The organism is Burkholderia sp. APQ4-4ca, from assembly GCF_057837105.1.
On the sequence record NZ_JBYQCG010000072.1, the window covers coordinates 319136 to 344520 of the forward strand.

A 25385-nucleotide genomic window follows, 5' to 3' on the forward strand; every position below is an offset into this window, starting at 1 on the left:
GGGGCGCCGCATGACGGCGGCCCGCGCGTTCCGATGCGCACGACCGATGCATCGCGACATTCACGATGCATCGGTCGTGACGCCTCCCTCATCGCATGCGTGAACCGCATGCGACGCAACGCCCTCGCGAAGCGCACGTCGTTTCGCGAGCGCATCACCGCTTCAACGCATCAACCCGAGCAGACCGCCGCCATGCCGTAGCTGGCGCGGTCCCGACTTGCGCGGCGCTGCTGGCGCCGCAGCCACCGACCGCCCGAACGTCGCAACGCGCCGGGCTCCGATCGCAAGACAGGCCCGAGGCCCGTCTGAACGAACCGATCCCGGCCGCCTGCCGGCCGCCGTCCCGTTTGCGGGCGCGGCGCCGGGCAGTTGCCGCGGCCGCGGTCAATCACCTTGTCTGGAGGAATTGGTTTGGCAAAAGAAGAACTGCTGGAACTGGACGGAATCGTCGACGAAGTGCTGCCGGACAGCAAATACCGCGTCACGCTGGAAAACGGCGTCGTGGTCGGCGCATACGCGTCGGGCCGCATGCGCAAGAACCACATCCGCATTCTCGCGGGCGATCGCGTGACGCTGGAACTGTCGGTGTACGACCTTACCAAGGGCCGCATCAACTTCCGGCACAAGGACGCGAACTCGCCGCGTCCGCCGCGTAGCGGGCAACCGCGCCGCTAAGCAGTAACGATCGGGCGCGCAACACGGCTCCGATCGTCATCCGTCCGGCCCCGTCATGGGCCGGACACACTGGATGGAGAGCGCGATTCGCGCCGCTCGTCGGCCGCCGTCGGCGTCATTACGCCGCAGCGGCCGAGGTCATCTCCGGCCGCTGTGCGTGTGCAACGCTCAAGTGGCCGCGTCTCGCAGGAAATCTTCTACGATCGTCGCGAAATACGGCGGACATTCCTGCATCGGGTAGTGCCCGCAATTCGGAATTTTTAGCAGCCGTGCGTTCGGGTGCCATGCGAGAAACGTCGCGTGCATCGCCGCTTCGTCGAGCCCTGGGTCCTTGTCGCCGACGATGACCAGATAGCGCGTGTCGAGGCCGCGGATGTCGTCGACGAAATCCGCCCCGGTCAGCATGTCGAGATACGAAAGCCGGCATGCGGGCGCTACGCGTTCGCGATTCTGCCGCAGCTTCACTTCGGCCCAGCGCGCCGACAATCCACCCGTCACGAACCGTACGAGCCGGCGCAATGCATCGTCGTCGACGGTCGTGCTCGCGAAGAATGCACGGGCGTCGCCGCTCAGGCGATTGCCGGCCGCCGACACCGGGCATACGGCGATCGCGCTCTTGATGCGTGAGGGAGCATCGGCGGCGATGCGTTGCGTCGCCATGCCCGTCATCGAATGGCCGATGATGTGAAAACGTTGCCAGCCGAGCCGATCGGCGAGCGCGAGGCAGTCGACCGCGATCTCGCCGACGGTGTACGTGCCGCTCATATGGATCGATCGTCCGTAGCCGCGAAGGTCGACGAATACGTACGTGAAGGCCGTTTCGTCCAGATACGGCAGCAGCGCCGTGTAGTTCGTATGGTCGCCAAGCCAGTCGTGCAGGACCATCACGCATTCGGGGCCCGTGCCGTATTGAAGGTAGCCCAGGCCGCCGGGCACGCTGGCCGGGCGGGAGGCGAGGGTGTCGATAAGGTTCATTTCAAGTCGTTTCCTTTTGGTCCGGGAACCAAAACGAAACGCCCTCCCGGCGGACCGGGAGGGCGTCTTGAAAGTGGATCGATCGTATCGGGCCGTCCGGCGGAAGTCAACGGCTGGCGCGATGCGTTCGTGATGCGCGGCATGTTTCTTTACGCCCGGCCGGCGCAGCCGTACACTCGTCGGCGATTCGCGGCCCGTGTACGTGGCTTTCGAGCCGTGCAGCTGCTTTCAACGGGCCGACGATCGTACTCGCATGACATTCGTCGCGCGACGCCAGGAGGCGCCATGAGTGCAGACGCAGCCCCCGCATCTTCTTCCGCTCCCGCCGCACCCGCGGCTCAGGATCGCATCCGGCACGTGTTCGTGCTGATGCTCGAGAACCGTTCCTTCGATCACCTGTTCGCGCTGTCGGGCATCGCCGACATCGTCGCCGCGTCGCCGGGCGACAGCAACGCGTACGGCGGCGCGGTCTATCCGTTCGGCGGCGGCGCGCCGGACCAGATGCCGACCGATCCGTGCCATGAATTCGCCGACGTGCTCGAACAGCTTTGCGGCGCCGGCGTGCCGTTCGTGAAAGGGCAGCCGTATCCGGGCATCGACAATTCCGGCTTTGTGTCGAACTACGCGACGTCGCATTCCGAGGGCTCGCCGCCGCAAGCCGACAATGCGGGCACGATCATGCAGGGCGCCGATATCCGCACGCAGGCGCCGTCGTTGTATGCGCTCGCGAATGCGTTCGTGCTGTGCGACGCGTGGCACGCGTCGATGCCGGGGCCGACCTGGCCGAATCGCTTCTTCCTGCATGGCGCCTCGTCGGCCGGCCTCGACCATTCGCCGACCCGGGAGGAGATGGCCGGATGGGATACGCTCGACGGTTTCCGCTATCCGAAGGGTTCGATTTTCGATGCACTTGGCGGCGACCACTGGCGCATCTACCAGGACCAGTCGGGCGACCCGCTCGGCCACGTGCCGCAGGTCGCATCGCTGAAGGGCATCAGCTTCTTCGACGTCGACGATCTCGCGCATTTCGAAGCCGATCTCGCGGCCGGCTACACCGCGCGCTACACGTTCATCGAGCCCGGCTATGGCGACATCGTGCACGGCACCTACCGGAACGGCAGCTCGCAGCACCCGATGGACGGGCTGGCCGGCGGCGACCGGCTCGCCGCGCGCGTGTACAACGCGATCCGCAATTCGCCGGTGTGGAACAGCAGCCTGTTCGTGATCGTCTACGACGAGCATGGCGGCTTCTACGATTCGGTCAGGCCAGGCGCTGCGCCGCCGCCTAACGATGGCGCGCCGGCCACGTTGAATGCGAGCGGCTTCGGCTTCGACGTGTATGGCGTGCGCGTGCCGGCGATCGTGATTTCGCCGTGGGTCGCGGCCGGGCACGTCGATCACACGCCGTATGACCACGCGTCGATAGGCGCGACGCTCGAGCGGCTGTTCGGCCTCGCGCCGCTGACCGACCGCGATCGTCTCGCCAACGACCTGCTCGGGCTCGTCACGACGACGTGCCGGACGGATTGTCCACAAAGGATCGGAACATGAGTCCCACCCCGACCCCGGACGCACGCGATGCGCTGCCCGTGCGCGACGGCACGAGCCTGATCGCCTATCTGCATGTCCTGAGGAAAGCCCATGCGGCCCTGGTCGGCCAGGAACAGGCTCACCAGCGCTTCAGCGAGATCGTCACGCGCGGGCAGGCACGGCAATACATCGAGGAACTGATGCCGGTGCTGTTGAATAAGCGCGCCGAGCATCGGGCGCGTAAGCATGGCGGGAAGCATCGTTGAGCGAAGGGCGAGCACGCAGGTGGCGCGTCATGCCGCCCGCTGCACGCTGACGGCCGACACCGCCGCGCCTGTCAGTTGAACGACCGCGCCGACGCCGGCCAGCGCGCGTGCGGCGATCGGCACCGACACCGACGGCGCGAGTGCGCACAGCAGCGACGCGATGGTGAAGACGGCCGTGCCGGCCAAGAAGACGCGGCGGCGGCCGTACAGGTCGGCGGGCAGCCCGCCGGTCAGCAGCACCGCGTACGTGAGGTTGTAGCTGTCGACGACCCATTGCAATGCGCCGACACCGGCATGGAAATAGGCGCAGATCGCGCGTGACGAGATTGACGACGGCCGTGTCGACTTGGGCCATGAGTACGGCGACGCACAGCGTGAGCAGGGTCGCGCCGCGGCGTTTGACGGTGCGCCCGGCCAGGGGCGGCCTGTCCTTCGGTATGGGCCACGGGCGGGGCGTCTCGGGTGCCGGTCGATCGAGCCCGGACGTTGCCTGCCGACAGCGTGGTGTCAGCAGCCCGGAAACCTCTCGCACGCAAGCGGCATGCCCGCGCGCCGCATGACGTCACGCCGCCTTCGCGGCTCGATTCGGTTCTGCTCTGCTCGACGCGTATTCAGAATCTGCCTGATCGCAGGATCGTTCGTGTCGCTCGTCACGACTCGCGTATGCCGTGCGTGCGTGGCGATGTCGTGAATTCGCCCACCTCCGTCGGGATCGACGATCAGTGCAATCGTGTTCTGTGTCGTCATGGTGGCCACGTTGTTATTGCGAGATCGATGGGCTTTTACGCGTGCGGGTCAATCGGGTCGATACCGGGTCGATTGCGTGGTACGTCGCCATTGGCTTAAGATCGGCGGGAGACCATCCCATGCCTTCAGCGTCAATGAAAACGAGCATAAGCCTGCGGGTCGCCGTCATCGCGTCGGCCGTTGCCGTGTACAGCATCTACATGCACATCCAGCAGTTGATCAGCGGCTGCATGTGGGTCAGGGGCCATCGGCGCTGCAGTTTCGAAAACAGTACGAATTTCCAGGGCCTGATGGATCTGGACCTGATGATCACCTGTTGCTGGGTCGCCGCGGCGGTGGTCGGGTGGATTTCCGTTGCGCAGCGCACGAAGAAACCGGGTTAGCCACGTAATGGTCGTGCTGCCCGGGTGAACAGGCACGAAATACCGCTCGACCGGATCGAATCCCGTCAATCCGTGACAACGCGCATTCGCTGACGAGGCGCGGCGGTGCGCTCGATGCATGCGAGTCCGAAACGAACGCCTGATTCCGCTGCCGGCGGACGAGATCATGCCGATCGCCGGAGACAGGCGTTGCATCGCGCGCGGCGCGAGGGGAGGTTCCCGTGCAATTTCCAACAGGATCGGTGGTCGCGCTCAGCTCGGCGGCAGCCACGATGTTCTCGATCGGCATGCTGTTTCTCGGCTACTGGGGATTGCACGAAGCATTGCCCTGGCGGTTCGGCGACTACGTCGTGATCGTTCCCGCGCTGGCCGGTTTCGCGTGCCTCGCCAGCGTGCCGTTTCTCGCGACGTCTCCGATGAAAACGCCCGACGACGAGTCGAGAATGTTCGTCGCGCGACGCGTGTTTCTGTGCGGAGCGGGCGCGGTGTGGTGTGCGATCGTCGTGTCGCTGATCGTGTGAGAACAGCGTGACGGGACGGTTTTCGGAACAACCCGGCGAACCGGTCCCGAAACGTCTGACGTGAGGCCGGAGCCGACGGTTTTCACGCTGTCGTTACCGCTTTGCTTTCCCCGATCGCGTGCACTAGATTCGAAGCGTTGGTCTTCTTTCAGCGCGCGAGGTGGAGCCATGACGCCGTGGGAAATTCAGGGAACCGAAATGATCAGCTGCAATTGCTCATACGGTTGCCCTTGTCAGTTCAATGCGCTGCCGACCAACGGTAACTGCGAGGCGATGGGGGCGATTTCGATCGACCGCGGCCACTACGGCGACGTGGTGCTCGATGGCGTCAGGATCGCGGTGGTGTTTCAGTGGCCGGGCGCGGTTCACGAAGGCAAGGGCAAGTGCCAGCCGATCGTCGACGAGCGCGCGAGTCCGGCGCAGCGCGAGGCCGTGCTGAAGATCATGACCGGTCAGGATACCGATCCATTTGCGACGATGTTCTCGGTGTATGCGTCGACGCTTGAACACGCGTTCGATCCGATCTTCACGGCGATCGATTTCGACGTCGATGTCGACGCCCGGCGCGGCCGGATTCACGTGGACGGTGTGTTCGATGCCACCGGCGAACCGATCCGCAATCCGGTGACGGGCGACGAGCACCGTGTGCGGATCGACCTACCGCACGGTTTCGAATACGAGCTGGCCGAGATCGGTTCGGGAACGGGGCGCTCGCAGGGCAACATCACGCTGAATCTCGACGGAACCTATGCGCAATTCGCGCGGCTGCATCTGAACAACCACGGGCTGATCCGGCATCGCGCCGCGGCATGACTCCGTTCGACGTCTGGCTCGCGCGCGAGCGCGCCGTCACGCTGCTCGGCATGGCCGCGCTCGTCGGCCTGTGCTGGTTCTATCTGTGGACGGGCGCGGGAACCGGCATGTCGGCGCTGGAGATGACGACCGTCGCGCTGTTTCCGCATCGGCTGGCGGACGGCATGGGCAGCATGGATCCGTCTCTGCCGACCGTGATCGCGATGTGGTGGGTGATGATGATCGCGATGATGACGCCCGGCGCCGCGCCGCTCGTGATGCTGTACCGGCGCGTGCTGCGGCAGCACGGCAACGGGGCGGCCGGATCGGCGCTGACGTCGGTGGCCCTGCTGGCCGGCTATTTGACGGCATGGCTCGCGTTCTCGATCGGCGCGGCGTTGCTTCAGGCGCTGCTGCAGCCGGCCGGGCTGATCTCCGCGATGATGCTGTGGTCGAAGAGCGCGCTTCTTTCCGCCATCGTGCTGGCGTTGGCCGGGCTTTATCAATTTTCGCCGCTGAAACGCGCGTGTCTGCGGCAATGCCGCGCGCCGGCGGCGTTCCTGGTCGCGCACTGGCGTCCGGGCGTTGCGGGCAGCTTCCTGTTGGGCGCGCGGCACGGCGTGCTTTGCGTGGGCTGCTGCTGGTTGCTGATGGCGCTGCTGTTCGTCGGCGGCGTGATGAATGTCGTGTGGATCGTCGCGTTGTCGCTGTTCGTGTTCGTGGAAAAGGTCCTGCCCGGCGGCGATCGTATCGGCCGCGTGCTCGGCGTCGTGCTGATTTCCTGGGCCGGTGTGACGTTGATCGTGTGAGGCGCGGCACCGGCTGGCTGCAGGAACAGGCCGGACACGAAGGGAGACCCCCGATGAAGATCCGCTTTCGTGCCGTCGCCACGTCGTGCGCGATGGCGGTCGTTGCACTGCCGGCGCTGGCGGGCGGCGACATGTCGGGCATGCATTCAAGCGATGCGGGCACGTCGGCGCAGGATGCGAAGCTGACCGATGCCGAAGTCAAGGAAATCGACGCCGGCGCGGGCGCGTGACACTGAAGCACGGCGCACTCGACAACATCGGGATGCCGCCGATGACGATGGCATTCAAGGCCGGCGACGCGGCGATGATTCCGTCGCTGCATGTGGGCGACAAGGTCCGGGTGCGGGTGGAAAACGTCAACGGCACACCGACGATCGTGAAGCTGGTGAAGCGGCCGTGACGACGATGCGGCGCGTGTACGGGGCGTCGTCGGTTTTTTATCGTGCTACGTAACGCAGGGCCGGTGTTACGTCAGTGTTATCGAAATGCCTGCACGGGCCGGGCGGTACGATCCGCATTCGATGCGCGCTGCCCCGCGGCGCGGGCTGGACGGCCATCGCAAGGCGCTTGTGAAACTGTGAAGGAGGCCGATGGAAATGGCACGGTAGATGCTTGTTGGAGTGATCGCGAGGAATAGCGAACGGGGGCTTGCATGCAAGATCACTTCATCAAGGCGAACGTTGCGCTCGTCGCCATTGCCGCTGCGTGTGCGCTCGCGGCGTGCGGCGGCGGGGACATTACGGCGCCGAAGCCGGCGGGTAACACGATCGGGACGAGTACGAGCGGCACAAGCGGAACCAGCGGCACAAGCGGTATCGGCGGTACAAGCGGAACCAGCGGCACACCCGGCACGAACGGCATCATCAGTTCCGCCGGCGCCGTCGTGCTGGCCGCGGGTTCGACGCTCGGCGACGTGACGTTGCCCGGCGTCGGCAAGGCCGCGACGGCCGGGCCGGCCGACACGGTCACCGGCGTCGGTACGCTCATCCGCGATACGACGAACGCGGTGAGCAACGGTATCGGCCAGATCGGCTTCACGCCGGACCCCGTCGGCAGGACGGTCACGGGCCTCGGCACCGTCGTCGGCTCGATCGGCAACCCGGTCAACGGCCTCGGCGAAACGGTGAAGGCGCTCGGCTCCGGCCCGCTGTCGCCCCTCGCGCCGATCACGACGCCCGTCGGCGGCCTGCTCGACACGGCGGCCGGGGGCTTGCAGTCAGGCGGCGCCATGCTCGGCTCGACGCTGTCGTCGGGCCCGGTCCAGCAGGCGACGCAAGCGCTCGGCACCGCGATCACGCCGGTCGTGACGACGGCGGGTCAACTCACGCAGCAGGCCGGCACCGCAACCGGGCTCGGGCAGCCGGTCGCGGGCCTGCTCGGACAGCTCGGGGCGGCGATCACGTCGGCCGGATGGCAGGTGACGGCCACGTCGCCGCAGCCGATCGTCGGCGCTGCCGGCAGTCTCGTTCGGGCGGCGGGCAACACGGTGACCAATGCGGGCGGCCTCGTGAACCCGAGCGGCGCGAACGGCGCGGTGCCGGTCGCCGGTCTGGTGACGAGCGTGGTCGGCGGCATTCCGGCGACCGTGCACGACGGCTCCGTGGCCGTTACGAGCGGCAGCGGCTCGCCGCTGGGCGGTCTTTCCAATCCGCTCGCGCCGGTGACGTCGCTGGCGGGTGGCCTGCTCGGCGGCGCGGTCGGCAAATAGCCGGCCCGCGTTGATCGTCATGCGGGAACCTGACTGCATGACCGGGGCGGCCGCCCTCGGTCGTCCCCGTTCCCGGCAGGAATCGGCGAATGAATCCTGAAACCTCGGCCCGCTACCTGCGCGTGTCGCCCGGCTTCGACGGCGGCCGCGCGAGCCCGCGCGCCGGCAGCGGCGTCGACATCACGATCGACGTGCGCGTTTCGCCGTACAGGTTGACGCGTTCGATCAGCTGTTCGAGATGGGTCATGCTGACGGCGACGAACCGCATCACATACGAATCCGCGCCCGTCACGTGATGGCATTCGACGACTTCGGGAATCGTCTCCAGCAGCTTGAGGAACTTCGCCTTCGCCGGTTGCTGCACCGTGATGCCGATCAGCGCGCTCACCGGGTAGCCGGCCGCGGACGGATTGATCCGGGCGGTATAACCTTCGACCACGCCGGCTGCTTCAAGGCGCTTCACGCGCTCCGTCACCGCCGGCACCGACAGGTGAACCTGGCGCGCGAGCTCCGTATAGCTGAGGCGTCCGTTGTCCTGTAACAGCGCGAGTATCTTCCAGTCCAGATCGTCCATCGGGGCGGGCGTTTTTAAGGTAGAGCCGCCATTTTTCCTTAAAAACCGCATTCAGCGGGAAGCGGACTTTCCCTACGATGCCTGTTCGAGCCATGGGATGTGGAAAGGAGCAGGCGATGTTGTTCATCAAATCCGTCGTGATGGGGCTGTCGATCGCGGTGCCGGTCGGCCCGATCGGCATGCTGTGCATCCAGCGCAGCCTGAGCCGCGGTTTCCAGGCGGGATTCGCGACGGGCATCGGCGCCGCGTGCGCCGATGCGATTTACGGCCTGCTCGGCGCGCTGGGCGTCGCGGGCATCGTCACCGCGTTCCCGATGCTGACCGTCGGCCTGAAGATCGGCGGCGGCGCGTTTCTCGTGTGGCTCGCGTGGACCATCGCGCGCCAGGCGCCGGCCGCGCCGGCCGGGCAGCGCGAGTTGCCGCGTACGACCGTCCTGCGCGATTTCCTGACGACGTTCGGCCTCACGCTGTCGAACCCGATGACGATCGTGTCGTTCGTCGGGATCTTCGCGGCGCTCGGCCCGCTGCCGGGCGCGCGGGAAGGCCCGATGTGGGCGACCGTCGCGTGGATGGTGGCCGGCGTGTTCGTCGGCTCGGCCACGTGGTGGCTGTGCCTGAGCAGTGCAACCGCCGCACTGCGCGCAAGGCTGTCGTTCACGTTCATGCACGTGCTGTCGCGCGTGTCGGCGGCCGTCGTCGCGGTATTCGGCGCGATCCAGCTCGTCGCCGGCGTACGTGGCTTGATCTAGGCGCGCGGGGCAGCGCGGGTCGAGCGGATCGCGTCGACCGTCGTCCGGATATGGGCGAGCAACTCGAGCATCACCGTTTTCCGGAAGTACTGGTTGATTCGCATGCTGACGACGATATCGGACGGCAGTGCTTCGATCGCAAGCTGAACCGACCGCAGATCGTCGACGAGCCGTGTCAGCGCATCGGGGTCCCACGCGTGCAGTGCAACAGCGATTTCCTCAGGCCAGAGACCGAACGCGTCGATGCCGCAGCATCCTGCGACGCAGTCGGTTTCCAGCGCGTCGATCAACGGCATGACGGCCGCCAGATGCGGATCGACGTCGATCGCATGCGCGTGGCCGCCGGCCAGATCGCCGCATGCGATCCAGCGATCCGGGCCGATGCCGATGTCGTTCTTGTGTGCTTTTCCGTTCATCGCCGGCTCAGTTCGATACGTGAAAACGCAGGTGCGCGTGCACGAAGCGCGCGATTTCGTGGCTCAGCTCGATATCCTCCGGCGCGCCCATGAACCCGCCATGCGGCATCCCTTCGAATACGTGCAGCTCGGTCGGCACCTGCGCGCGCCGCAACGCGCGATGCAGGCGCACGGCGTTCGACAGGAACAGGTCGCGCGTGCCGCTCTGGATGAAGGTCGGCGGGAAGCCGGCGGCGAAATCGCCGAACAGCGGCGACAGGTACGGATGCGCGAGATCGGCGCCGTTCGCGTAGAGCAGATTGTTCGCCATCAGCGGCGCTGGCAACACGACGTCGACGAGGCGGTTGGTCTCGAAGCTGTCGCCGGATTCGGTCAAGTCGGCTTCCGGCGACAGCAGCACGAGCGCGGCCGGCAGCGGCAGGCCCTCGTCGCGGGCGCGCAGCACCATCGCCGCGGCGAGATTGCCGCCGGCCGAACGGCCGCCGATGACGACGTTTTCCGGTGCGTGATGTGCCAGCACGTAGGCATAGGCCGCGATGCAGTCGTCGAGCGCGGCCGGGTACGGATGTTCGGGCGGCATCCGGTAGTCGACGCCGTAGCAGCGGATGCCGAGCCGGTCGGCCTGCATTTGCGCGCCGGCGCGGCACGCGGCGCCGCCGCCCACGATCAGCCCGCCGCCGTGCAGGTCGATGATTGCGCATGCGCCGGAAGCCGCGGCTTCCGGCGTCGCGACATGCACGTTGGCAGCGCCGACGCGGATCGTCTCGACGCGCGAACGCAAAGCGCCGGCGAGCTGCGCGACCGCGGCCGCGTAATGCGCGTCGGCGCCGGCTTTCACGTGCATCCACGCGTCGATGTCGTCCGGGGCCGGCATCACGTGCAACGCGTTCAGCGGCACGCCGTCGTCGCCGGTCAGGCGTTGCAGCGCGGCGCGCGCTTCGTCGCTGATCGAGGTGGGGAAGGGCACGACACGGCTCGGCAGCACGACGCCGTCGGGTTTGTCTTTCATCGCTTGGGCTCCGTTCGGGGCGTCATGCGGGCGAAGGCCAGTGGCGCAGCATCGCGTCGAGCGCATCGAGGCTGCGCGACCACGACGCGTCGGCATCCGGCGCGCTGTGCGAGAAGCCGCCGGCGCTTTCGAGCGTCACGTAGCCCATGAAGAAGCCGCCGAGCAGGCGGATCGCATGCACGTGCTCGGCATCCGGCAGCGCGTAGCCGCGCAGTACCGCCGACGTCATCCTGACGAGCTGCCCGCCCGCGCTCGCGGCGGCGCGCTCGGCGCTCACCAGATGACGGGCGGCGGCGAAGCGGCCCGGATGCGCCCGTGCGTAGTCGCGATAGACGTTCGCGAGCGCCGCCAGCGCGTCCTTGCCGGTGCGGCCGACCAGCGCGGCGGTGGCGCGCTCGGCCAGCTCCTGCAGCGCGAACAGCGCGATGCGGCTCTTGAGATCGTCGAAGCTCGGGATATGGGAATACAGGCTTGCCAGCTTCACGTCGAAATGCCGCGCGAGCGCAGCGCCGGTAAGCTGCTCGAAGCCGGTTTCATCGGCGAGCTGCGCGCCGGCTTCGACGAGTTTGTCCACGGTAATGCCGGCACGCGCCATGACGAATGCTATGAAGATTAGTTAAAAACCTAATTCTATTAGCTTTCATCGCGATGTCAATTTCGCGCGCGTGCCGGGTGGCGCGTTGCGCCGATGCGTGGCGCCGTCAGAACGTATAACTGACCTTGCCGAACGCGGTGCGCCCGAGCGTGTTGTAGCCGTACGCGGTCATGTACTGGCGACCGAACAGGTTCGACAGCGACGCCGACACCGTCAGGTGCGAATTGATCCGGTACGACGCGCGCAGGCTCACCGTCAGGTACGACGCCAGATACTGCCGGTTGGCCGGATCGTCGAACGTCGAGCCGCCGTACAGCAGCGACGCGCCCGTGCTCAGCGCGTGCAGCTTCAGTTCGTCCCACGTGTGATCGACGTTCAGGCTGACCGTCTGGCGCGGCCGGCGGCTGAGCCACGTCTGGTTCGTTTCGTCCTGCGGATTCAGGATGCCGACCGCGACGCTGACCGGCGTCGAGCGGCCGATCGTTCCCTTGTACGACAGGTCGATGCCGCGAATGTGCGAACGGCCGATGTTCATCGGCGAGAACGTCGCCGGGTTGTATGCGATCAGGTTGTTGACGCGCGTGTCGTAGATCGCCGCGGTGAACGTGCCGTACGCCGTGTTCGCATCGAGCGCGGCCTCGACCGACGTGCTGCGTTCCGGGCTGAGGTTCGGATTGCCGTAGCCCGGGTAGTACAGGTCGTTGAAGGTCGGCAGGCGGAACGCATTGCCGTACGACATGCGCGCCGTATAGACCGGCGTGATCGCCCACGACAGCGCGGCATTGCCGGTGTTCACCGCTTGCCCGGCGATGATCTCGTGTCGGCCGGCGACGAACATCGTCACGCGGCCGAGCGTCGCCGACTGATGCAGCGAGAACGCGGAATCGTTGCGCGTCGGCACGCCGCCGGGAATGTCGACCGGCAGGAATGCCTGCTCGCGCGTGAAGTCGTACGCGAGCTTCGATTCGCCCGACAGCGGCAGGCCGAACAGGTGAAACCCGTGCTCCTGATGGGTCAGCGATGTCGACGTGCTGATCCGCTGCGAATTGATCTGGTCGGTCGCGAGGGCGGGGTTGTCGGCGTAGATGAACTGGCGGTCGTTCGCATAGCCGAACGACTGGTCGAACTGCGTATCGGGCGTGATGTCGAGATGGAACGCGACGCCGGTCGTCAGCTGGTGATCGAGTTCGCGATTGACGTAGCCGCTGTTGTCGTAGGACAGATCGGAGCGGTGGTACAGCGCGAACGTCGAGATCGACCAGTTGTCGCGCGCGTAGCCGAGCCGCGCGTCCAGATCCTGCGCGTGATACGGATTGCGGCCGTCTTCGTGGCCGTAGAAGAACGGCCGCGTCGCATCGATGCCGGTCGTGTTGTAGTCGTGCAGCCCGAGCGAATAAGTGAGCCCGCCGAGCGCGGCCAGCGGCCCGGTCGACGGCACCGTGCCCGACGTGCGGAACTGCGTGTCGAACGTCTTGTTCGAGCCGCCGCCGAACGACACGGTGGTCCGGTTCGGCTGGCTGGCGGCGCGGCGCGTGAAGAGTTGCACGACGCCGCCCATCGCGTTGTTGCCGAACGACGCGGCGGCCGGGCCGGAGATCACCTCGACGCGCTCGAACGCTTCGGTCGGCAGGTCCGCCCACGGCGCGATGCCGGTGGTCGGCGAGCCGATCCGGATGCCGTCGATGAACACGGCGACCTGGCTCGCCGACGAACCGCGGATGCTGACCGACGCGGACGAGCCCGGCCCGCCGTTCTGCGTGACGGTCACGCCCGGCAGCGTCGCGAGCGCCTGCGTGATGCTCGGGTCGGCGGGTGACAGCCGGTCGAGATCCTCGCGCGTGAGCACCTGCGTCGACGCGTAACGGCGGTCGAACGATTCGGGCAGGTGCCGCGTGTCGGTCACGCTGATCGTCGGCAGGTCGGCGCCTTCCGCAGGCCCGGCGGGCTGCGCGAGCGTCGTGTCGCCGGCGGCATGGGCGAGCGGGGAAAGCAGCGCGGTGGCGGCGGACGTGGCGAGCAGGTGACGAACGTTCATGAGGCGGCGGAACAAAGTGTGTGACGTGTACGGCGATCGCGGGCGGAGAGCGGGCAGGTTGGGGGTGCCGACGGCGCGTCGGTGCGACGCTTCCGGTCGGGAAGCGGATTCGGGAACGATGGACATCTGATGGATCCTGAGGTCGGGTCGTCCATGCAACGGGCGACCGCCGGGGGCGGTGCCAGGCGCATCGGGACACCCCGCCCGGTGCGGCTGCGTGGACCTCGGGTCGATGGCAGGTCTCCTGGCTCGCGGGTCGTCATCCGTGCAGGCCTTCCCGGTTTCCCAGTGGCATGCGGTGGCACGGATTCGCCGCTCACAGTTGCGGGGGCAGCCGCAGATTCGGGGCGTTGCCCCTGCTGCGTTCCCTTTTGATCCCGTCTCCGGGAACCATCAGCGCGCAAGGGTAATGGCGTGCGCTCGGGCACGTCAATCGTCCGGCCGCGCGCGGATGCGAAAAAACGTCATTGCCCGGCGGCGGCTTTCCAAATCCTTTCGTTCGAGGTGGGCGGGCAGCGTTTCATGTCCGAGGAAACGGCCGGATTCACACGCATGCCGCCGCGCCGGAACTAGCCGCCGTCGTTCCGTCGCTCTTAGGGCCAACGGCGGGCGCGTGCCGTTATCGATGCGCGCCGCGTCGCTCAGGCCGGCGCCGACACCAGCGCGCAGAAGTTCTCGAGATCGACGTTGCCGCCGCTGATCACCACGCCGACGCGCTTGCCCTGCAGCGCATCCTTCATCCGGCGCACGGCGGCGAACGACAGGCAGCCGGTCGGCTCGACGACGATTTTCATGCGCGTGGCGAAGAAGCGCATGCAGTCGACGAGTTCCGCGTCCGTCGCGGTGAGGATGTCGTCGACGTCGCGGCGCAGGATCGGGAACGTCAGGTTGCCGAGGTGCTGCGTCTGCGCGCCGTCGGCGATCGTGCGCGGCGTGTCGATATGTACGATCGTGCCGGACCGGAACGATTGCTGCGCATCGTTGCCGGCTTCGGGCTCGACGCCGTACAGCTTCGCATGCGGCGACAGCGCACGCGTGGCGAGCGCGGTGCCCGACAGCAGCCCGCCGCCGCCGAGCGGCGTGAACACCGCGTCGAGCGGGCCGACTTCGTCGAACAGTTCCTTGGCCGCGGTGCCCTGGCCGGCGATCACGTCCGGGTGGTCGTAGGGCGGCACCAGCGTGAGTCCGTGCTTCTCCGCGAGATCGTGCCCGATCTGCTCGCGATCCTCGGTGTAGCGGTCGTAGGTCACGACGTTGCCGCCGTAGCCGCGCGTCGCGGCCATCTTCGCGGCCGGCGCGTCCTGCGGCATCACGATCGTCGCGGGAATGCCGAGGATGCGTGCCGACAGCGCGATTGCCTGCGCATGGTTGCCCGACGAGAACGCGACGACGCCGTGGCGTCGCTGTTGCGCGTTGAAGCGCGACAGCGCGTTGAACGCGCCGCGGAACTTGAAGGCGCCCATGCGCTGCAGGTTCTCGCACTTGAAGAACACCTGCGCGCCGAGCGCGTCGTCGATCGTCCGCGACGTCATCACCGGCGTGCGGTGCGCGTGGCCTTCGAGCCGGGCCGCGGCGGCGGCGACGTCGTCGTACGTGGGGAGAGCGGAAGCGTTCATGGTTGCTCGAGGATGGAAAAAGTCGGTCGACGGGAATGCGGGGCGCGCCGCGTCACTTCGCGTCGTTGTAGACGGTGGCGCGCGACACGCCGAGATGCTGCGACACGATCTCCATCGCGCGGCGCACCTCGAGGAAGCCGTCGGCCTTCAGCGTCTGCATCAGCTCGCGGCGCTGGTCGGTCTTCAGCTCGCGCGGCGTCGTCGCGAGGCGCGTCGCGAAGGTGTCGATGCGTTGCCGGATCGCATCCGCGCCGGCCGGGTCGAGCGTTTCGACGACGGCTTCGCCGTCCGTGCGGCAGAACTGGTTCAGCATGCCCTGGAAGCCGCGGAACAGCGTGACGTCGGCATTCATGCACAGCGCGGCCACATAGCGCCCGGTCGAATCCTTGATGCCGATCGACGTGCTTTTCGCGGTGCGGCCGTCGGCGAAGCGGTTCGGGTAGTTCGCGAGCACCTGCGGGAAATCGTCGTCGGCGATGCGGGCGAGGCCGAGCTCGGTCGCGGGATCGCCCACCGCGCGCCCCGACAGGTTGTTGTGGATTGCGAGGATCGCGTGCTCCGGCGTGCGCAGGTCGTGCACGACGACCTCGGTGAACGGCGCGAACATCTCGCCGAGCCCTTCGGCGATGCGCTGCACCTGTTCGATCAGCGATGCCTGCTCCGACAGCAGCGGTTTGCGGTTTGTACTCATGCGGGGTCCTGGGGGGCTTGTGGGTCCGTCGTTTCCGGCCGCGTGATGTCGGCCAGCAGCGGGCGTGCGATCCGGACGTAGTCGGCCGCGTCGAGCACGACCGAGCGATCGAGGCGGCCCGCGTTGAACGCGATTTCGGCGTTGCGCTCGACCAGCGCGGGATCGACGACGAGCGTCACGTTCGTATCGAACACGAACGGCGGCACCGCGCCCATCACGCAGCGCGTGACGGCGGCCGCGACGTCGGGCGACGCGAGCGTCGCCTTGCGCCGGCCGACCGCATCGGCGACCTTGCGGAAGTCGATTTTCAGATGGCCGGGGATCACCGCGAGCGCGGCGGGGTCGCCGCCACCCTTGAACGTGCAGAGCATCGCCTTCGCGCCCTGTTCGGGGCGGGTGCCGCGCAGCGCGGCGATCGCGTCGGATTTGCCTTCCGCCGGATGCTCGAGCACGCGAAAACGCGCGCCGGACGTCGTCAGCAGTTCGCACAGCGTGTCGAAAACGGGAGAGTCGTTCATGTCGCTCCGGGCAGGCGGGCCGATGCGTCGAGGCGTCGGGTCAAAGAATCGTCCAAGTATAGACGTTTTGTCATTGGTATGACAAAGAGCGCCGGACGTCGTGGCGTCAGTGTGCTCGAATCGCGCCGATTCTTCAGCAGCCGAAAGGCCGTTTCATATGGCGGGATTCAGGCCGGATTCCCGCCGCCGCGTTTTACCGCCGCTTGAAACCGTGTTTTGCATCGCAAAAACGACCAGCTATCTCATTGAAAAATAACGGAAATTTATATCTTATGTCTTATATAAGACTTGGCCGAAAGCGCGCCGGACAGGATTACTATTAAGTCCATGCAGTTCGCTTCGTCACACGCGGCGGGCACGCTGAACCCTTTACTCAAATGCGCTTCGTTCCCAGGAGATAGACATGTCCCAATATCAAGACGACATCAAGGCAGTGGCTGGCTTGAAGGAAAACCACGGCAGCGCGTGGAATGCCATCAGCCCCGAGTATGCGGCCCGCATGCGTGCCCAGAACAAGTTCAAGACCGGCCTGGACATCGCGAAGTACACCGCGAAGATCATGCGCGCCGACATGGCCGCGTACGATGCCGATCCGTCCAAGTACACGCAGTCGCTGGGTTGCTGGCACGGCTTCATCGGCCAGCAGAAGATGATCTCCATCAAGAAGCACTTCAACAGCACCGAACGCCGCTACCTGTACCTGTCCGGCTGGATGGTCGCCGCGCTGCGCTCGGAATTCGGCCCGCTGCCGGACCAGTCGATGCACGAGAAGACCTCGGTCAGCGCGCTGATCCGCGAGCTGTACACGTTCCTGCGCCAGGCCGACGCCCGTGAGCTGGGCGGCCTGTTCCGCGAGCTCGATGCCGCGAAGGACCCGGCCGCGAAGGCCGCGATCCAGCAAAAGATCGACAACCACGTCACGCACGTCGTGCCGATCATCGCGGACATCGATGCCGGCTTCGGCAACGCGGAAGCAACCTACCTGCTGGCCAAGCAGTTCATCGAAGCGGGCGCGTGCTGCATCCAGATCGAAAACCAGGTGTCGGACGAGAAGCAGTGCGGCCACCAGGACGGCAAGGTCACGGTGCCGCACGAGGATTTCCTCGCGAAGATCCGTGCGATCCGCTACGCGTTCCTGGAGCTGGGCGTGGACGACGGCATCATCGTCGCGCGTACCGATTCGCTGGGCGCGGGCCTGACCAAGCAGATCGCCGTGACCAACACGCCGGGCGACCTGGGCGATCAATACAACGCGTTCCTCGATTGCGAAGAACTGTCGGCCGACCAGTTGGGCAACGGTGACGTCGTCATCAAGCGCGACGGCAAGCTGCTGCGTCCGAAGCGCCTGCCGAGCAACCTGTTCCAGTTCCGCGCCGGCACGGGCGAGGCGCGTTGCGTGCTCGACTGCATCACGTCGCTGCAAAACGGCGCCGACCTGCTGTGGATCGAAACCGAAAAACCGCATATCGCGCAGATCGGCGGCATGGTCAGCGAGATCCGCAAGGTGATCCCGAACGCGAAGCTGGTGTACAACAACAGCCCGTCGTTCAACTGGACGCTGAACTTCCGCCAGCAGGCCTACGATGCGATGAAAGCCGAAGGCAAGGACGTGTCGGCTTACGACCGTGCGCAGCTGATGAGCGTCGAATACGACGAAACCGAACTGGCCAAGCTCGCCGACGAGAAGATCCGCACGTTCCAGGCCGATGCATCGCGTGAAGCAGGCATCTTCCACCACCTGATCACGCTGCCGACGTACCACACGGCTGCGCTGTCGACCGACAACCTGGCGAAGGAATACTTCGGCGACCAAGGCATGCTCGGTTACGTGGCCGGCGTGCAGCGCAAGGAAATCCGTCAGGGCATCGCGTGCGTGAAGCACCAGAACATGTCGGGTTCGGACATCGGCGACGATCACAAGGAATACTTCAGCGGCGAAGCGGCGCTGAAGGCGGCGGGCAAGGACAACACGATGAACCAGTTCTCGTAATCCGTCATTCCGCGGTAGAAAGCCAACCCGTCACGGGTTGGCTTTTTTTCGTTCGACGCGCGAAGCGTGTGATCCGCGCGAGGCTGTTGCGACAAACTGGCTCGTCGGCAGCACGTCGATCGTGTCGAATCGATGCGGCGCACGCAGCGGGTCCGACATCTCGGCCGCGTTGCGCGGGAATTTTTCGCTCACCGCAACCGTATCGACGTGCGCGTACGGATCGCTCACCGCCGGCGCGATGGCAGCGTGCGCGTATTACCCCGGATTGCCGCGCGCACCGTTTTGAGCAGCGACGTGAAGCGGGTATTCGAACAGGATGTTTGTGTACGCAACCTAATTCAGGGTTTGCCTGAGTAGCAAAAACGCCAATTCGCACGACGTGGGTTCGCGTTGTTCGTACGCACGAGCGGCAGGTTGAAATTGCCGTTCGTGCGAAACCCTTGCGGGGCGGTCGTCACACTTGTTTCGTCCCCAAAGCGGGCGGGCCGCGGCCGTAAAAAGCACCTGCCTGCAACACGCATGCCGGCACGCCGTCACAGTTGTTTCTTGTTGCAACGCAACGCCCCGTCAATAACGGCGATGGTATGCTGGCCGGCATGGAGTTGTATGGCAGGTTGCTTGCATGGCGAAACTCGTGTTCGCACTTTCTGACGAGACTTCATCTTCTCTCGCCCGCATCGCGGCATCGACGCGCGCGCCGCTCGCGCGTCCCGTCCTGCGCGCCGCATCTTCCTGCGCTCCGCACGCATTCCCCATCTCGCGGGCTCGCCCCGCATCCCCATCCCCGCCCAATAATCTGGAGACATCCCCATGTTGCAGAACACTTTGGCCGAAGCGACACATGGCCCGCTGATCGCTCCGCCGGCCTTCGTCAAACATCGCAAGCTGATCGACTGGGTATCGCGCATCGCGGCGCTCACGGAGCCCGAGCGCATCGTGTGGTGTGACGGGTCGCAGGAAGAATACGACGCGCTGTGCCAGGCGATGGTCGACCAGGGCACGCTCACGCGCCTGAACCCGGCGAAGCGCCCGAACTCGTATCTCGCGCAATCCGATCCGTCGGACGTCGCGCGCGTCGAGGATCGCACGTTCATCTGCGCGGCGTCGCGCGACGACGTCGGCCCGACCAACAACTGGATCGAGCCCGCGGAAATGCGCGAGACGCTCAACGGGCTGTTCCGCGGCTCGATGCGCGGCCGCACGCTGTACGTCGTGCCGTTCTCGATGGGCCCGCTCGGCTCGCCGATCGCGCACGTCGGCGTCGAGTTGTCCGACAGCCCGTACGTCGCGGTGAACATGCGGATCATGACGCGCATGGGGCGCGACGTGTACGACGTGCTCGGCGAGGACGGCGATTTCGTGCCGTGCGTGCACAGCGTCGGCCATCCGCTCGAAGCCGGCCAGCAGGACGTGCCGTGGCCGTGCAACCCAGTCAAGTACATCGTGCATTTTCCGGAAACGCGCGAGATCTGGAGTTTCGGCTCGGGCTACGGCGGCAACGCGCTGCTCGGCAAGAAATGCTTCGCACTGCGCATTGCATCGACGATGGGGCGCGATCAGGGCTGGCTCGCGGAACACATGCTGATCCTCGGCGTGACGTCGCCGGCCGGCAGGAAGTATCACGTCGCGGCCGCATTCCCGTCCGCGTGCGGCAAGACCAACTTCGCGATGCTGATCCCGCCGCAGGGCTTCGACGGCTGGAAGGTCACGACGATCGGCGACGACATCGCGTGGCTGAAGCCCGGCCGCGACGGCCGCCTCTATGCGATCAATCCGGAAGCCGGGTTCTTCGGCGTGGCGCCGGGCACGGGCGTGAAGACCAACCCGAACGCGATCGCCACGCTGAAGGAAAACGTGATCTTCACGAACGTCGCGCTGACGGAAGACGGCGACGTGTGGTGGGAAGGGCTGACCGACACGCCGCCCGCGAAGCTGACGGACTGGCAGGGCAATCCGTGGACGCCCGAGATTGGCAAGGAGACCGGCCGCAAGGCCGCGCATCCGAATTCGCGCTTCACCGCGCCGGCCGCGCAGTGCCCGTCGATCGACGACGACTGGGAAAACCCGGCCGGCGTGCCGATCGACGCGTTCATCTTCGGTGGCCGCCGCTCGACCACCGTGCCGCTCGTGACCGAAGCGCGCGACTGGGTCGAAGGCGTGTACATGGCCGCGACGATGGGCTCCGAGACGACCGCGGCCGCCGTCGGCCAGCAGGGCGTCGTGCGCCGCGATCCGTTCGCGATGCTGCCGTTCTGCGGCTACAACGTCAGCGATTATTTCGCGCACTGGCTCAAAATCGGCGAGCAACTCGAAGCCGCCGGCGCGACGCTGCCGAAGATCTATTGCGTGAACTGGTTCCGCAAGGATGCGAACGGCAAATTCGTGTGGCCGGGCTTCGGCGAGAACATGCGCGTGCTGAAGTGGATGCTCGATCGTCTCGAAGGCACGGGCGGTGGCGGCGAGCATGCGTTCGGCGTGTCGCCTGCGTATGAGGACCTGCACTGGGACGGCCTCGATTTCACGCGCGATCAGTTCGATGCGGTGACGTCGATGAACGCCGGCGAATGGCGCGAGGAGCTGAAGCTGCATGCGGCGCTGTTCGATACGTTGAAGCTGCGCTTGCCCGCCGAAATGACCGACACGATGAAGAAGATCGAGCAGCGTCTCGGCGGCTGACGGTACGCCGCGTCATCGTCCGTGATGTCCCGCCGCCGGCATGTCTTGCTGGCGGCGGGATGTGTCGTTTGGGCGCCGCGCGTGCCCGCTATGGGCGCAGCGGGTGCTGCAATGCGTCGCGCCGCGTAGCCTCGCCGGCCTGAAACGAACGACGCCCCGGGCCATTCATCGCATGGCCCGGGGCGTCGTCCTTTTCCGCGATCGGCGGGTGTCAGCCGAGATCGAGCGCGTTCGTCAAATCGCCCGGCGGCGTCGCGCCGCGCGCGGCGAACGCGTTGTTGCGCAGCACCACACCGTCCAGCGGCGCGAGCCCGTGCACGCGACTGATGAAGCGCAGGATCGAGTTCGTGTCGTACAGCGTGTGATCGACGAAGCCCTTTTTCGCGAACGGCGAGATCACGAGCGCCGGGATCCGCGAGCCGGGGCCCCAGCGATCGCCGACCGGCGGCGCGACGTGATCCCACCAGCCGCCGTTCTCGTCGTGCGTCATCACGATCACGGTGTTTTCCCATTGCGGCCCGCGCCGGATATGGTCGATCACGGTCGCGATGTGACGGTCGCCCGATTCGATGTCCGCATAGCCCGCATGCATGTTCAGGTTGCCCTGCGGCTTGTAGAACGTGACGGCCGGCAGGCGGCCCGCGTCGATGTCGGCGATGAAGTGATTGGTCGACGGCTCGTCGCCGAGCCCCGCATCGCGCAGGTGCTTGCGGCGCGCTTCGGTGCCCGGCGCGTAGTTCACGAAGTAGTTGAACGGCTGGTGGTGGTACTGGAAATCGGGCACCGTGCCCGTGTCTCGATGCTCGATCGCGTACTGCCACGCGCCGCTGTACCACGCCCAGTCGACGTTCTTTTCCGACAGGCGGTCGCCGATCGTCGCGTAGCCCTGCGGCGGCATCACGCGATGGTCGGCCGGATCCGCATACGCGGCGTTGCCCGGATCGGGCGGCGGCACGTAGCTCGGCTGGTACGGCGGCGCCATCGTGTTCACGCCGTAGCCGTCCGGCGTGAGCGGGCCGTCGACCGCGAATTTCGGTGGGCCGTCGAGCGCGGACGCGGGCGAATCGTCGGCGAGCTTCAGGCGCGTGCCGGCCGGATCGTCGCCTTCGACCTTCGACAGCAGTTTCGCCGCATGCGGATGCTTGTGCGCGTCCGGATACAGCGGCGGCTGCGCGGAAATCAGGAACATGTGGTTCATCCACGAACCGCCGAAGGCCGCCATGAAGAAGTTGTCGCACAGCGTGTATTGCCGCGCGAGATTCCACAGTCGCAACGTGTCGGCCGAATTGCGGTAATGGCCCATCACGAGGCCGCCCGAATCGGCCCAGGCGGCGAACTGGTTGTTGCGGCCGCCCGCGATCTGCATCTGGTTCTGGTAGAAGCGATGCCACAGGTCGCGCGTGATCACGCCGTTCGGCAGCGGCTTGCCTTGCGCGTCCGAAATCCGGAACGGCGCATTCGGCAGCTTGTCGATGTCGTGCTCGGCGATCGCGTAGCGCTTGCCGTTCACTTCCTGCGCCTGCGGCACGAGCCCGCCCCAGATCTTCGGCAGTACCGGCAGCGGCGTCTTGCCGTCGCGATCGAGCTGCTGCGCGTGTTCGGGCCGCACTTCGCTCAGTGGATGACGCACACCCGGGAAATCGCCGTACAGGTTCGCGAAGCTGCGGTTTTCCGCATAGATCACGACGATGTGGCGCACGCGCGCGCGCAACGCTTCGTCGATGCGCAGGTCGGCCGCCGAACGCGGCGCGTTGCCCGCGGTGGTTTCGCAGCCGGTGAGCGCGACACCGGCGCCGAGCGCGGCGAGGCCGCCGAGCACACGGCGGCGGTCGGGATCGGCGGGAAGGTCGTCGGGGCGATCGGGGGTGTCGTTCACGTCGTGGGTTCCTCGAGTGGGCGGGTGGCGTTGTCGTTCGATGCGCGCCGGCGCCGCGCGGGCTGCCGCGACGCGGGACGGGATGAGACGGCCGGCCTCGCGCGGCGGTGCGAGGCGGCTGTCACAAAAATGTCATGCACGCGACTATAACGCGGCAAGGGGGCGGATGAAAACCGTTCGTCGGACGATTCGATGCTTGCGCGGCGAGCAATGCGAGACGCCCGCGGGCGAACTAGACTGGAATCGAGTGCGGTGCCACCGCGACCTCGTCGGGCGACGACGCCGGTGCGCGCGGCGCCGCGATCGAAACGGAGCCGGCGTCCACCGTCGAGCGCGATTTCGTCGCGTGCGGCCGGTCGCCCGAATCGGATCGTTGAAGCCGCCGCGTGGGCCGGCGACCTGCGCGCGCCGATATCCCGACGCCGCACGCCTTCTTTACGGTTTTCCCGCCACGGCGTCGCCATGCGCGGCGCGCACGAACCAGTCGAACGACATCGTGCTCGAACGCACGACGATGGGGGGCGTGAGCGCGCGTCAGCGCGTCAGGATTCAGTCGCGGCCGCGACTTCGGCCGCTTCGGTGAGCGCTTCGAGAAAACGCGTGCGCCACCAGTGCACGTCGGTCTTGCGCATGATCGCCATCAGCGCGGCGTGACGCTGCCGGCGCTCTTCGAGCGGCATCGTGAGCGCGCGCTGGATCGCCTGCGCGGTGCCTTGCGTGTCGTACGGATTGACGAGCAGCGCGGACTTCAATTGCTCGGCGGCGCCCGCGAAACGCGACAGCACGAGCACCCCGGGGTCGGCCGCGTCCTGCGCGGCGAGAAACTCTTTCGCGACGAGATTCATCCCGTCGCGCAGCGGCGTGACGAGGGCAACGCGGCTCGCGCGGTAGAGGCCCGGCAGGCGCTTGCGCGCGACGGTGCGGTGAATGTAGCGCATCGGCATCCATTCGAGCTCGCCGTAGTCGCCGTTGATCGCGCCGCACAGGCTGTCCATCTCGCGCCGCAGATCGTCGTACGCGCCGAGATCCTCGCGGCTCGGCGCGGCGATCTGGATCAGCGTCGCACGGTCGCGGTTCTCCGGATACTGTTCGAGCAACTCGCGGAACGCATGCACACGCTGCGGCAGCCCTTTCGTGTAATCGAGCCGGTCGACCCCGACCAGCAGCTGGCGGCGCGAATATTCGTCGCGCATGCGTTCGAACATGTCGAGGCCGTCGCGATCGCGCGCGAGCGCCTCGAATTCGTCGACGTTGATGCCGATCGGGAACGCGCCGGCCGACAACGTGCGGCCGAACGCGCGCAGCCGGCCGTCCGGCAGCCGCGCGGCACCGGCTTCGGCTTCGACGTAATGCTCGAAGTGGAGCAGATCCGATTCGGTCTGGAAGCCCACGAGGTCGTACGCGAACAGCGAGCGCATCAGCCATTCGTGTTCCGGGATCGCGGCCATGATCGGCGGCGGCGGCATCGGGATGTGCAGGAAGAAGCCGATCGGATTCGTGCAGCCCATCGCGCGCAGCTCGGCCGCGAGCGGAATCAGCTGATAGTCGTGAACCCAGATGACGTCGTCGGGGCGCAGCAGCGTGCGCAGCTTGCGCGCGAACAACTGGTTCACGCGCCGGTAGCCGTCGGCGAAACGCCGGTCGAACTGCGCGAGATCGAGCCGGTAGTGAAACACCGGCCACAGCACGTTGTTCGAATAGCCGAGATAGTAAGCGTCGTAGTCCTGCGGGTCGAGATCGACCGTCGCGAGCTGAATGCCGCCGACGTTCTGGATCTGCACGTCGTCGCCATGCGTGGGGCGATCGTCGCCGCCGCGTAGCTTGCCGCTCCAGCCGAACCAGACGCCGCCGGTTTCCTGCAGGCTGTCCTTCACGGCGACGGCGAGCCCGCCGGCCGCGGCTTTACGGGGATCTGCGATGCGATTGGATACGACGACGAGTCGGCTCACCAGCTCTCCTGACGATTGTTGGGGAAGGGTCGTGCGGCCAGGGCGCGAGAGGCATACGCCGCCATCGGCGCGCGCTGCGCGATACGACGGGGCCGCATGGCGATCGGACGGGAGTCAGGGCATGCGATTCGCCGTCCGGTCGAAAAGTGCTTTTTTAGGATACTCGTCATTCGTGCGTTTTAAAAGTCTGTGTCGACGAATGGCGCGGCCGAGCACGCCGGCCGATATCCATGACGGCGGTGCGGCCATGGACGATGTTCGAGCGGGACCGAAAATTGCGGCACG

General features: G+C 66.5%; 23 protein-coding genes, 2 pseudogenes and 1 riboswitch. Of the genes and pseudogenes, 12 read left to right on the forward strand and 13 right to left on the reverse strand.

The window, feature by feature from the left end; translation table 11 throughout:
* Positions 1-411: 411 nt before the first annotated feature.
* A complete protein-coding gene (gene infA, locus AC3IFE_RS07460) occupies positions 412-675 on the forward strand; it encodes a translation initiation factor IF-1 (RefSeq protein WP_006483034.1) in 264 nt (87 codons plus the stop codon).
* 168 nt (positions 676-843) lie between these two features.
* On the opposite strand, the gene AC3IFE_RS07465 is transcribed toward infA, so the two are convergent.
* Positions 844-1650 carry an alpha/beta fold hydrolase gene (locus tag AC3IFE_RS07465; protein WP_489190078.1) on the reverse strand — a complete coding sequence of 269 codons (807 nt, stop codon included), beginning with the start codon at positions 1648-1650 and terminating at the stop codon, positions 844-846.
* A gap of 285 nt (positions 1651-1935) precedes the next feature.
* Here AC3IFE_RS07465 and AC3IFE_RS07470 point away from each other — a divergent pair, with 285 nt between their 5' ends.
* Together AC3IFE_RS07470 and AC3IFE_RS07475 are read left to right on the forward strand one after the other, a co-directional pair.
* A complete protein-coding gene (locus tag AC3IFE_RS07470) occupies positions 1936-3201 on the forward strand; it encodes an alkaline phosphatase family protein (protein ID WP_489190079.1) in 1266 nt (421 codons plus the stop codon).
* Positions 3198-3446 carry a hypothetical protein gene (locus AC3IFE_RS07475; protein ID WP_089469893.1) on the forward strand — a complete coding sequence of 83 codons (249 nt, stop codon included), beginning with the start codon at positions 3198-3200 and terminating at the stop codon, positions 3444-3446. Before AC3IFE_RS07470 ends, AC3IFE_RS07475 begins: the two co-directional genes overlap by 4 nt.
* Positions 3447-3518: 72 nt before the next feature.
* Here the strand turns inward: AC3IFE_RS07475 and AC3IFE_RS07480 are convergent.
* Positions 3519-3892, reverse strand: a pseudogene (locus AC3IFE_RS07480) (MFS transporter); the annotation flags it as partial.
* A 435-nt stretch (positions 3893-4327) separates the two neighbouring features.
* Here AC3IFE_RS07480 and AC3IFE_RS07485 point away from each other — a divergent pair.
* From AC3IFE_RS07485 to AC3IFE_RS07510, 6 genes and pseudogenes are all read left to right on the forward strand, one after another.
* A complete protein-coding gene (locus AC3IFE_RS07485; protein WP_301737758.1) occupies positions 4328-4576 on the forward strand; it encodes a hypothetical protein in 249 nt (82 codons plus the stop codon).
* 221 nt (positions 4577-4797) lie between these two features.
* Positions 4798-5097 (forward strand): hypothetical protein, encoded by a 300-nt coding sequence (locus AC3IFE_RS07490; protein ID WP_089469890.1) that lies wholly within the window; start codon positions 4798-4800, stop codon positions 5095-5097.
* A 168-nt stretch (positions 5098-5265) separates the two neighbouring features.
* Positions 5266-5910 carry a DUF1326 domain-containing protein gene (locus AC3IFE_RS07495; protein ID WP_089469889.1) on the forward strand — a complete coding sequence of 215 codons (645 nt, stop codon included), beginning with the start codon at positions 5266-5268 and terminating at the stop codon, positions 5908-5910.
* Complete coding sequence (locus tag AC3IFE_RS07500; protein WP_489190080.1) at positions 5907-6698, forward strand: DUF2182 domain-containing protein; 792 nt, start codon at positions 5907-5909, stop codon at positions 6696-6698. Before AC3IFE_RS07495 ends, AC3IFE_RS07500 begins: the two co-directional genes overlap by 4 nt.
* A gap of 53 nt (positions 6699-6751) precedes the next feature.
* A pseudogene (locus AC3IFE_RS07505) lies at positions 6752-7098 on the forward strand (copper-binding protein).
* Positions 7099-7350: 252 nt separating this feature from the next.
* Positions 7351-8406 (forward strand): collagen-like triple helix repeat-containing protein, encoded by a 1056-nt coding sequence (locus tag AC3IFE_RS07510; RefSeq protein ID WP_489190081.1) that lies wholly within the window; start codon positions 7351-7353, stop codon positions 8404-8406.
* Between the two features lie 112 nt (positions 8407-8518).
* Here the strand turns inward: AC3IFE_RS07510 and AC3IFE_RS07515 are convergent, their stop codons facing one another.
* Entirely contained in the window at positions 8519-8980 is a 462-nt protein-coding gene (locus AC3IFE_RS07515) for an Lrp/AsnC family transcriptional regulator (RefSeq protein WP_089469884.1), read from the reverse strand.
* A gap of 116 nt (positions 8981-9096) precedes the next feature.
* Here AC3IFE_RS07515 and AC3IFE_RS07520 point away from each other — a divergent pair, with 116 nt between their 5' ends.
* Positions 9097-9729 carry a LysE family translocator gene (locus AC3IFE_RS07520; protein ID WP_489190083.1) on the forward strand — a complete coding sequence of 211 codons (633 nt, stop codon included), beginning with the start codon at positions 9097-9099 and terminating at the stop codon, positions 9727-9729.
* Here the strand turns inward: AC3IFE_RS07520 and AC3IFE_RS07525 are convergent.
* From AC3IFE_RS07525 to AC3IFE_RS07555, 7 genes are all read right to left on the reverse strand, one after another.
* Positions 9726-10145 (reverse strand): DUF6331 family protein, encoded by a 420-nt coding sequence (locus AC3IFE_RS07525; RefSeq protein WP_489190084.1) that lies wholly within the window; start codon positions 10143-10145, stop codon positions 9726-9728. The genes AC3IFE_RS07520 and AC3IFE_RS07525 overlap by 4 nt on opposite strands.
* A 7-nt stretch (positions 10146-10152) precedes the next feature.
* Positions 10153-11154, reverse strand: coding sequence for an alpha/beta hydrolase (locus AC3IFE_RS07530; RefSeq protein ID WP_489190085.1), 1002 nt, complete (start codon positions 11152-11154; stop codon positions 10153-10155).
* Between the two features lie 22 nt (positions 11155-11176).
* The gene (locus tag AC3IFE_RS07535; protein WP_489190087.1) at positions 11177-11728 is read right to left on the reverse strand and encodes a TetR/AcrR family transcriptional regulator; all 552 of its coding nucleotides are present in this window, start codon (positions 11726-11728) and stop codon (positions 11177-11179) included.
* Between the two features lie 127 nt (positions 11729-11855).
* Positions 11856-13784 carry a TonB-dependent receptor domain-containing protein gene (locus tag AC3IFE_RS07540; RefSeq protein ID WP_489190088.1) on the reverse strand — a complete coding sequence of 643 codons (1929 nt, stop codon included), beginning with the start codon at positions 13782-13784 and terminating at the stop codon, positions 11856-11858.
* A gap of 217 nt (positions 13785-14001) precedes the next feature.
* Positions 14002-14194: riboswitch (cobalamin riboswitch) on the reverse strand.
* Between the two features lie 231 nt (positions 14195-14425).
* The gene (locus AC3IFE_RS07545; RefSeq protein ID WP_301737763.1) at positions 14426-15400 is read right to left on the reverse strand and encodes a threo-3-hydroxy-L-aspartate ammonia-lyase; all 975 of its coding nucleotides are present in this window, start codon (positions 15398-15400) and stop codon (positions 14426-14428) included.
* A gap of 52 nt (positions 15401-15452) precedes the next feature.
* Positions 15453-16091, reverse strand: coding sequence for a helix-turn-helix transcriptional regulator (locus tag AC3IFE_RS07550; RefSeq protein ID WP_089469877.1), 639 nt, complete (start codon positions 16089-16091; stop codon positions 15453-15455).
* The gene (locus tag AC3IFE_RS07555; RefSeq protein ID WP_089469876.1) at positions 16088-16609 is read right to left on the reverse strand and encodes a YbaK/prolyl-tRNA synthetase associated domain-containing protein; all 522 of its coding nucleotides are present in this window, start codon (positions 16607-16609) and stop codon (positions 16088-16090) included. The genes AC3IFE_RS07550 and AC3IFE_RS07555 overlap by 4 nt, the downstream gene beginning before the upstream one ends.
* A 403-nt stretch (positions 16610-17012) precedes the next feature.
* Between AC3IFE_RS07555 and AC3IFE_RS07560 the strand changes: the two genes are divergently transcribed.
* Entirely contained in the window at positions 17013-18599 is a 1587-nt protein-coding gene (locus AC3IFE_RS07560; RefSeq protein ID WP_069617879.1) for an isocitrate lyase, read from the forward strand.
* A gap of 30 nt (positions 18600-18629) precedes the next feature.
* Here AC3IFE_RS07560 and AC3IFE_RS07565 read toward each other — a convergent pair whose 3' ends face one another.
* Entirely contained in the window at positions 18630-18827 is a 198-nt protein-coding gene (locus AC3IFE_RS07565) for a hypothetical protein (RefSeq protein WP_489190089.1), read from the reverse strand.
* A gap of 582 nt (positions 18828-19409) precedes the next feature.
* On the opposite strand from AC3IFE_RS07565, the gene AC3IFE_RS07570 reads away from it, so the two are divergent.
* Positions 19410-21275: a phosphoenolpyruvate carboxykinase (GTP) gene (locus AC3IFE_RS07570; RefSeq protein WP_489190090.1), complete on the forward strand. Its 1866-nt coding sequence runs from the start codon at positions 19410-19412 to the stop codon at positions 21273-21275.
* A 211-nt stretch (positions 21276-21486) separates the two neighbouring features.
* Here the strand turns inward: AC3IFE_RS07570 and AC3IFE_RS07575 are convergent, their stop codons facing one another.
* On the reverse strand, positions 21487-23151 hold the full coding sequence (locus AC3IFE_RS07575; RefSeq protein ID WP_489190091.1) for an acid phosphatase: 1665 nt from the start codon (positions 23149-23151) through the stop codon (positions 21487-21489).
* A 542-nt stretch (positions 23152-23693) separates the two neighbouring features.
* Complete coding sequence (gene otsA, locus AC3IFE_RS07580; RefSeq protein ID WP_301737764.1) at positions 23694-25100, reverse strand: alpha,alpha-trehalose-phosphate synthase (UDP-forming); 1407 nt, start codon at positions 25098-25100, stop codon at positions 23694-23696.
* Positions 25101-25385 lie beyond the last annotated feature (285 nt).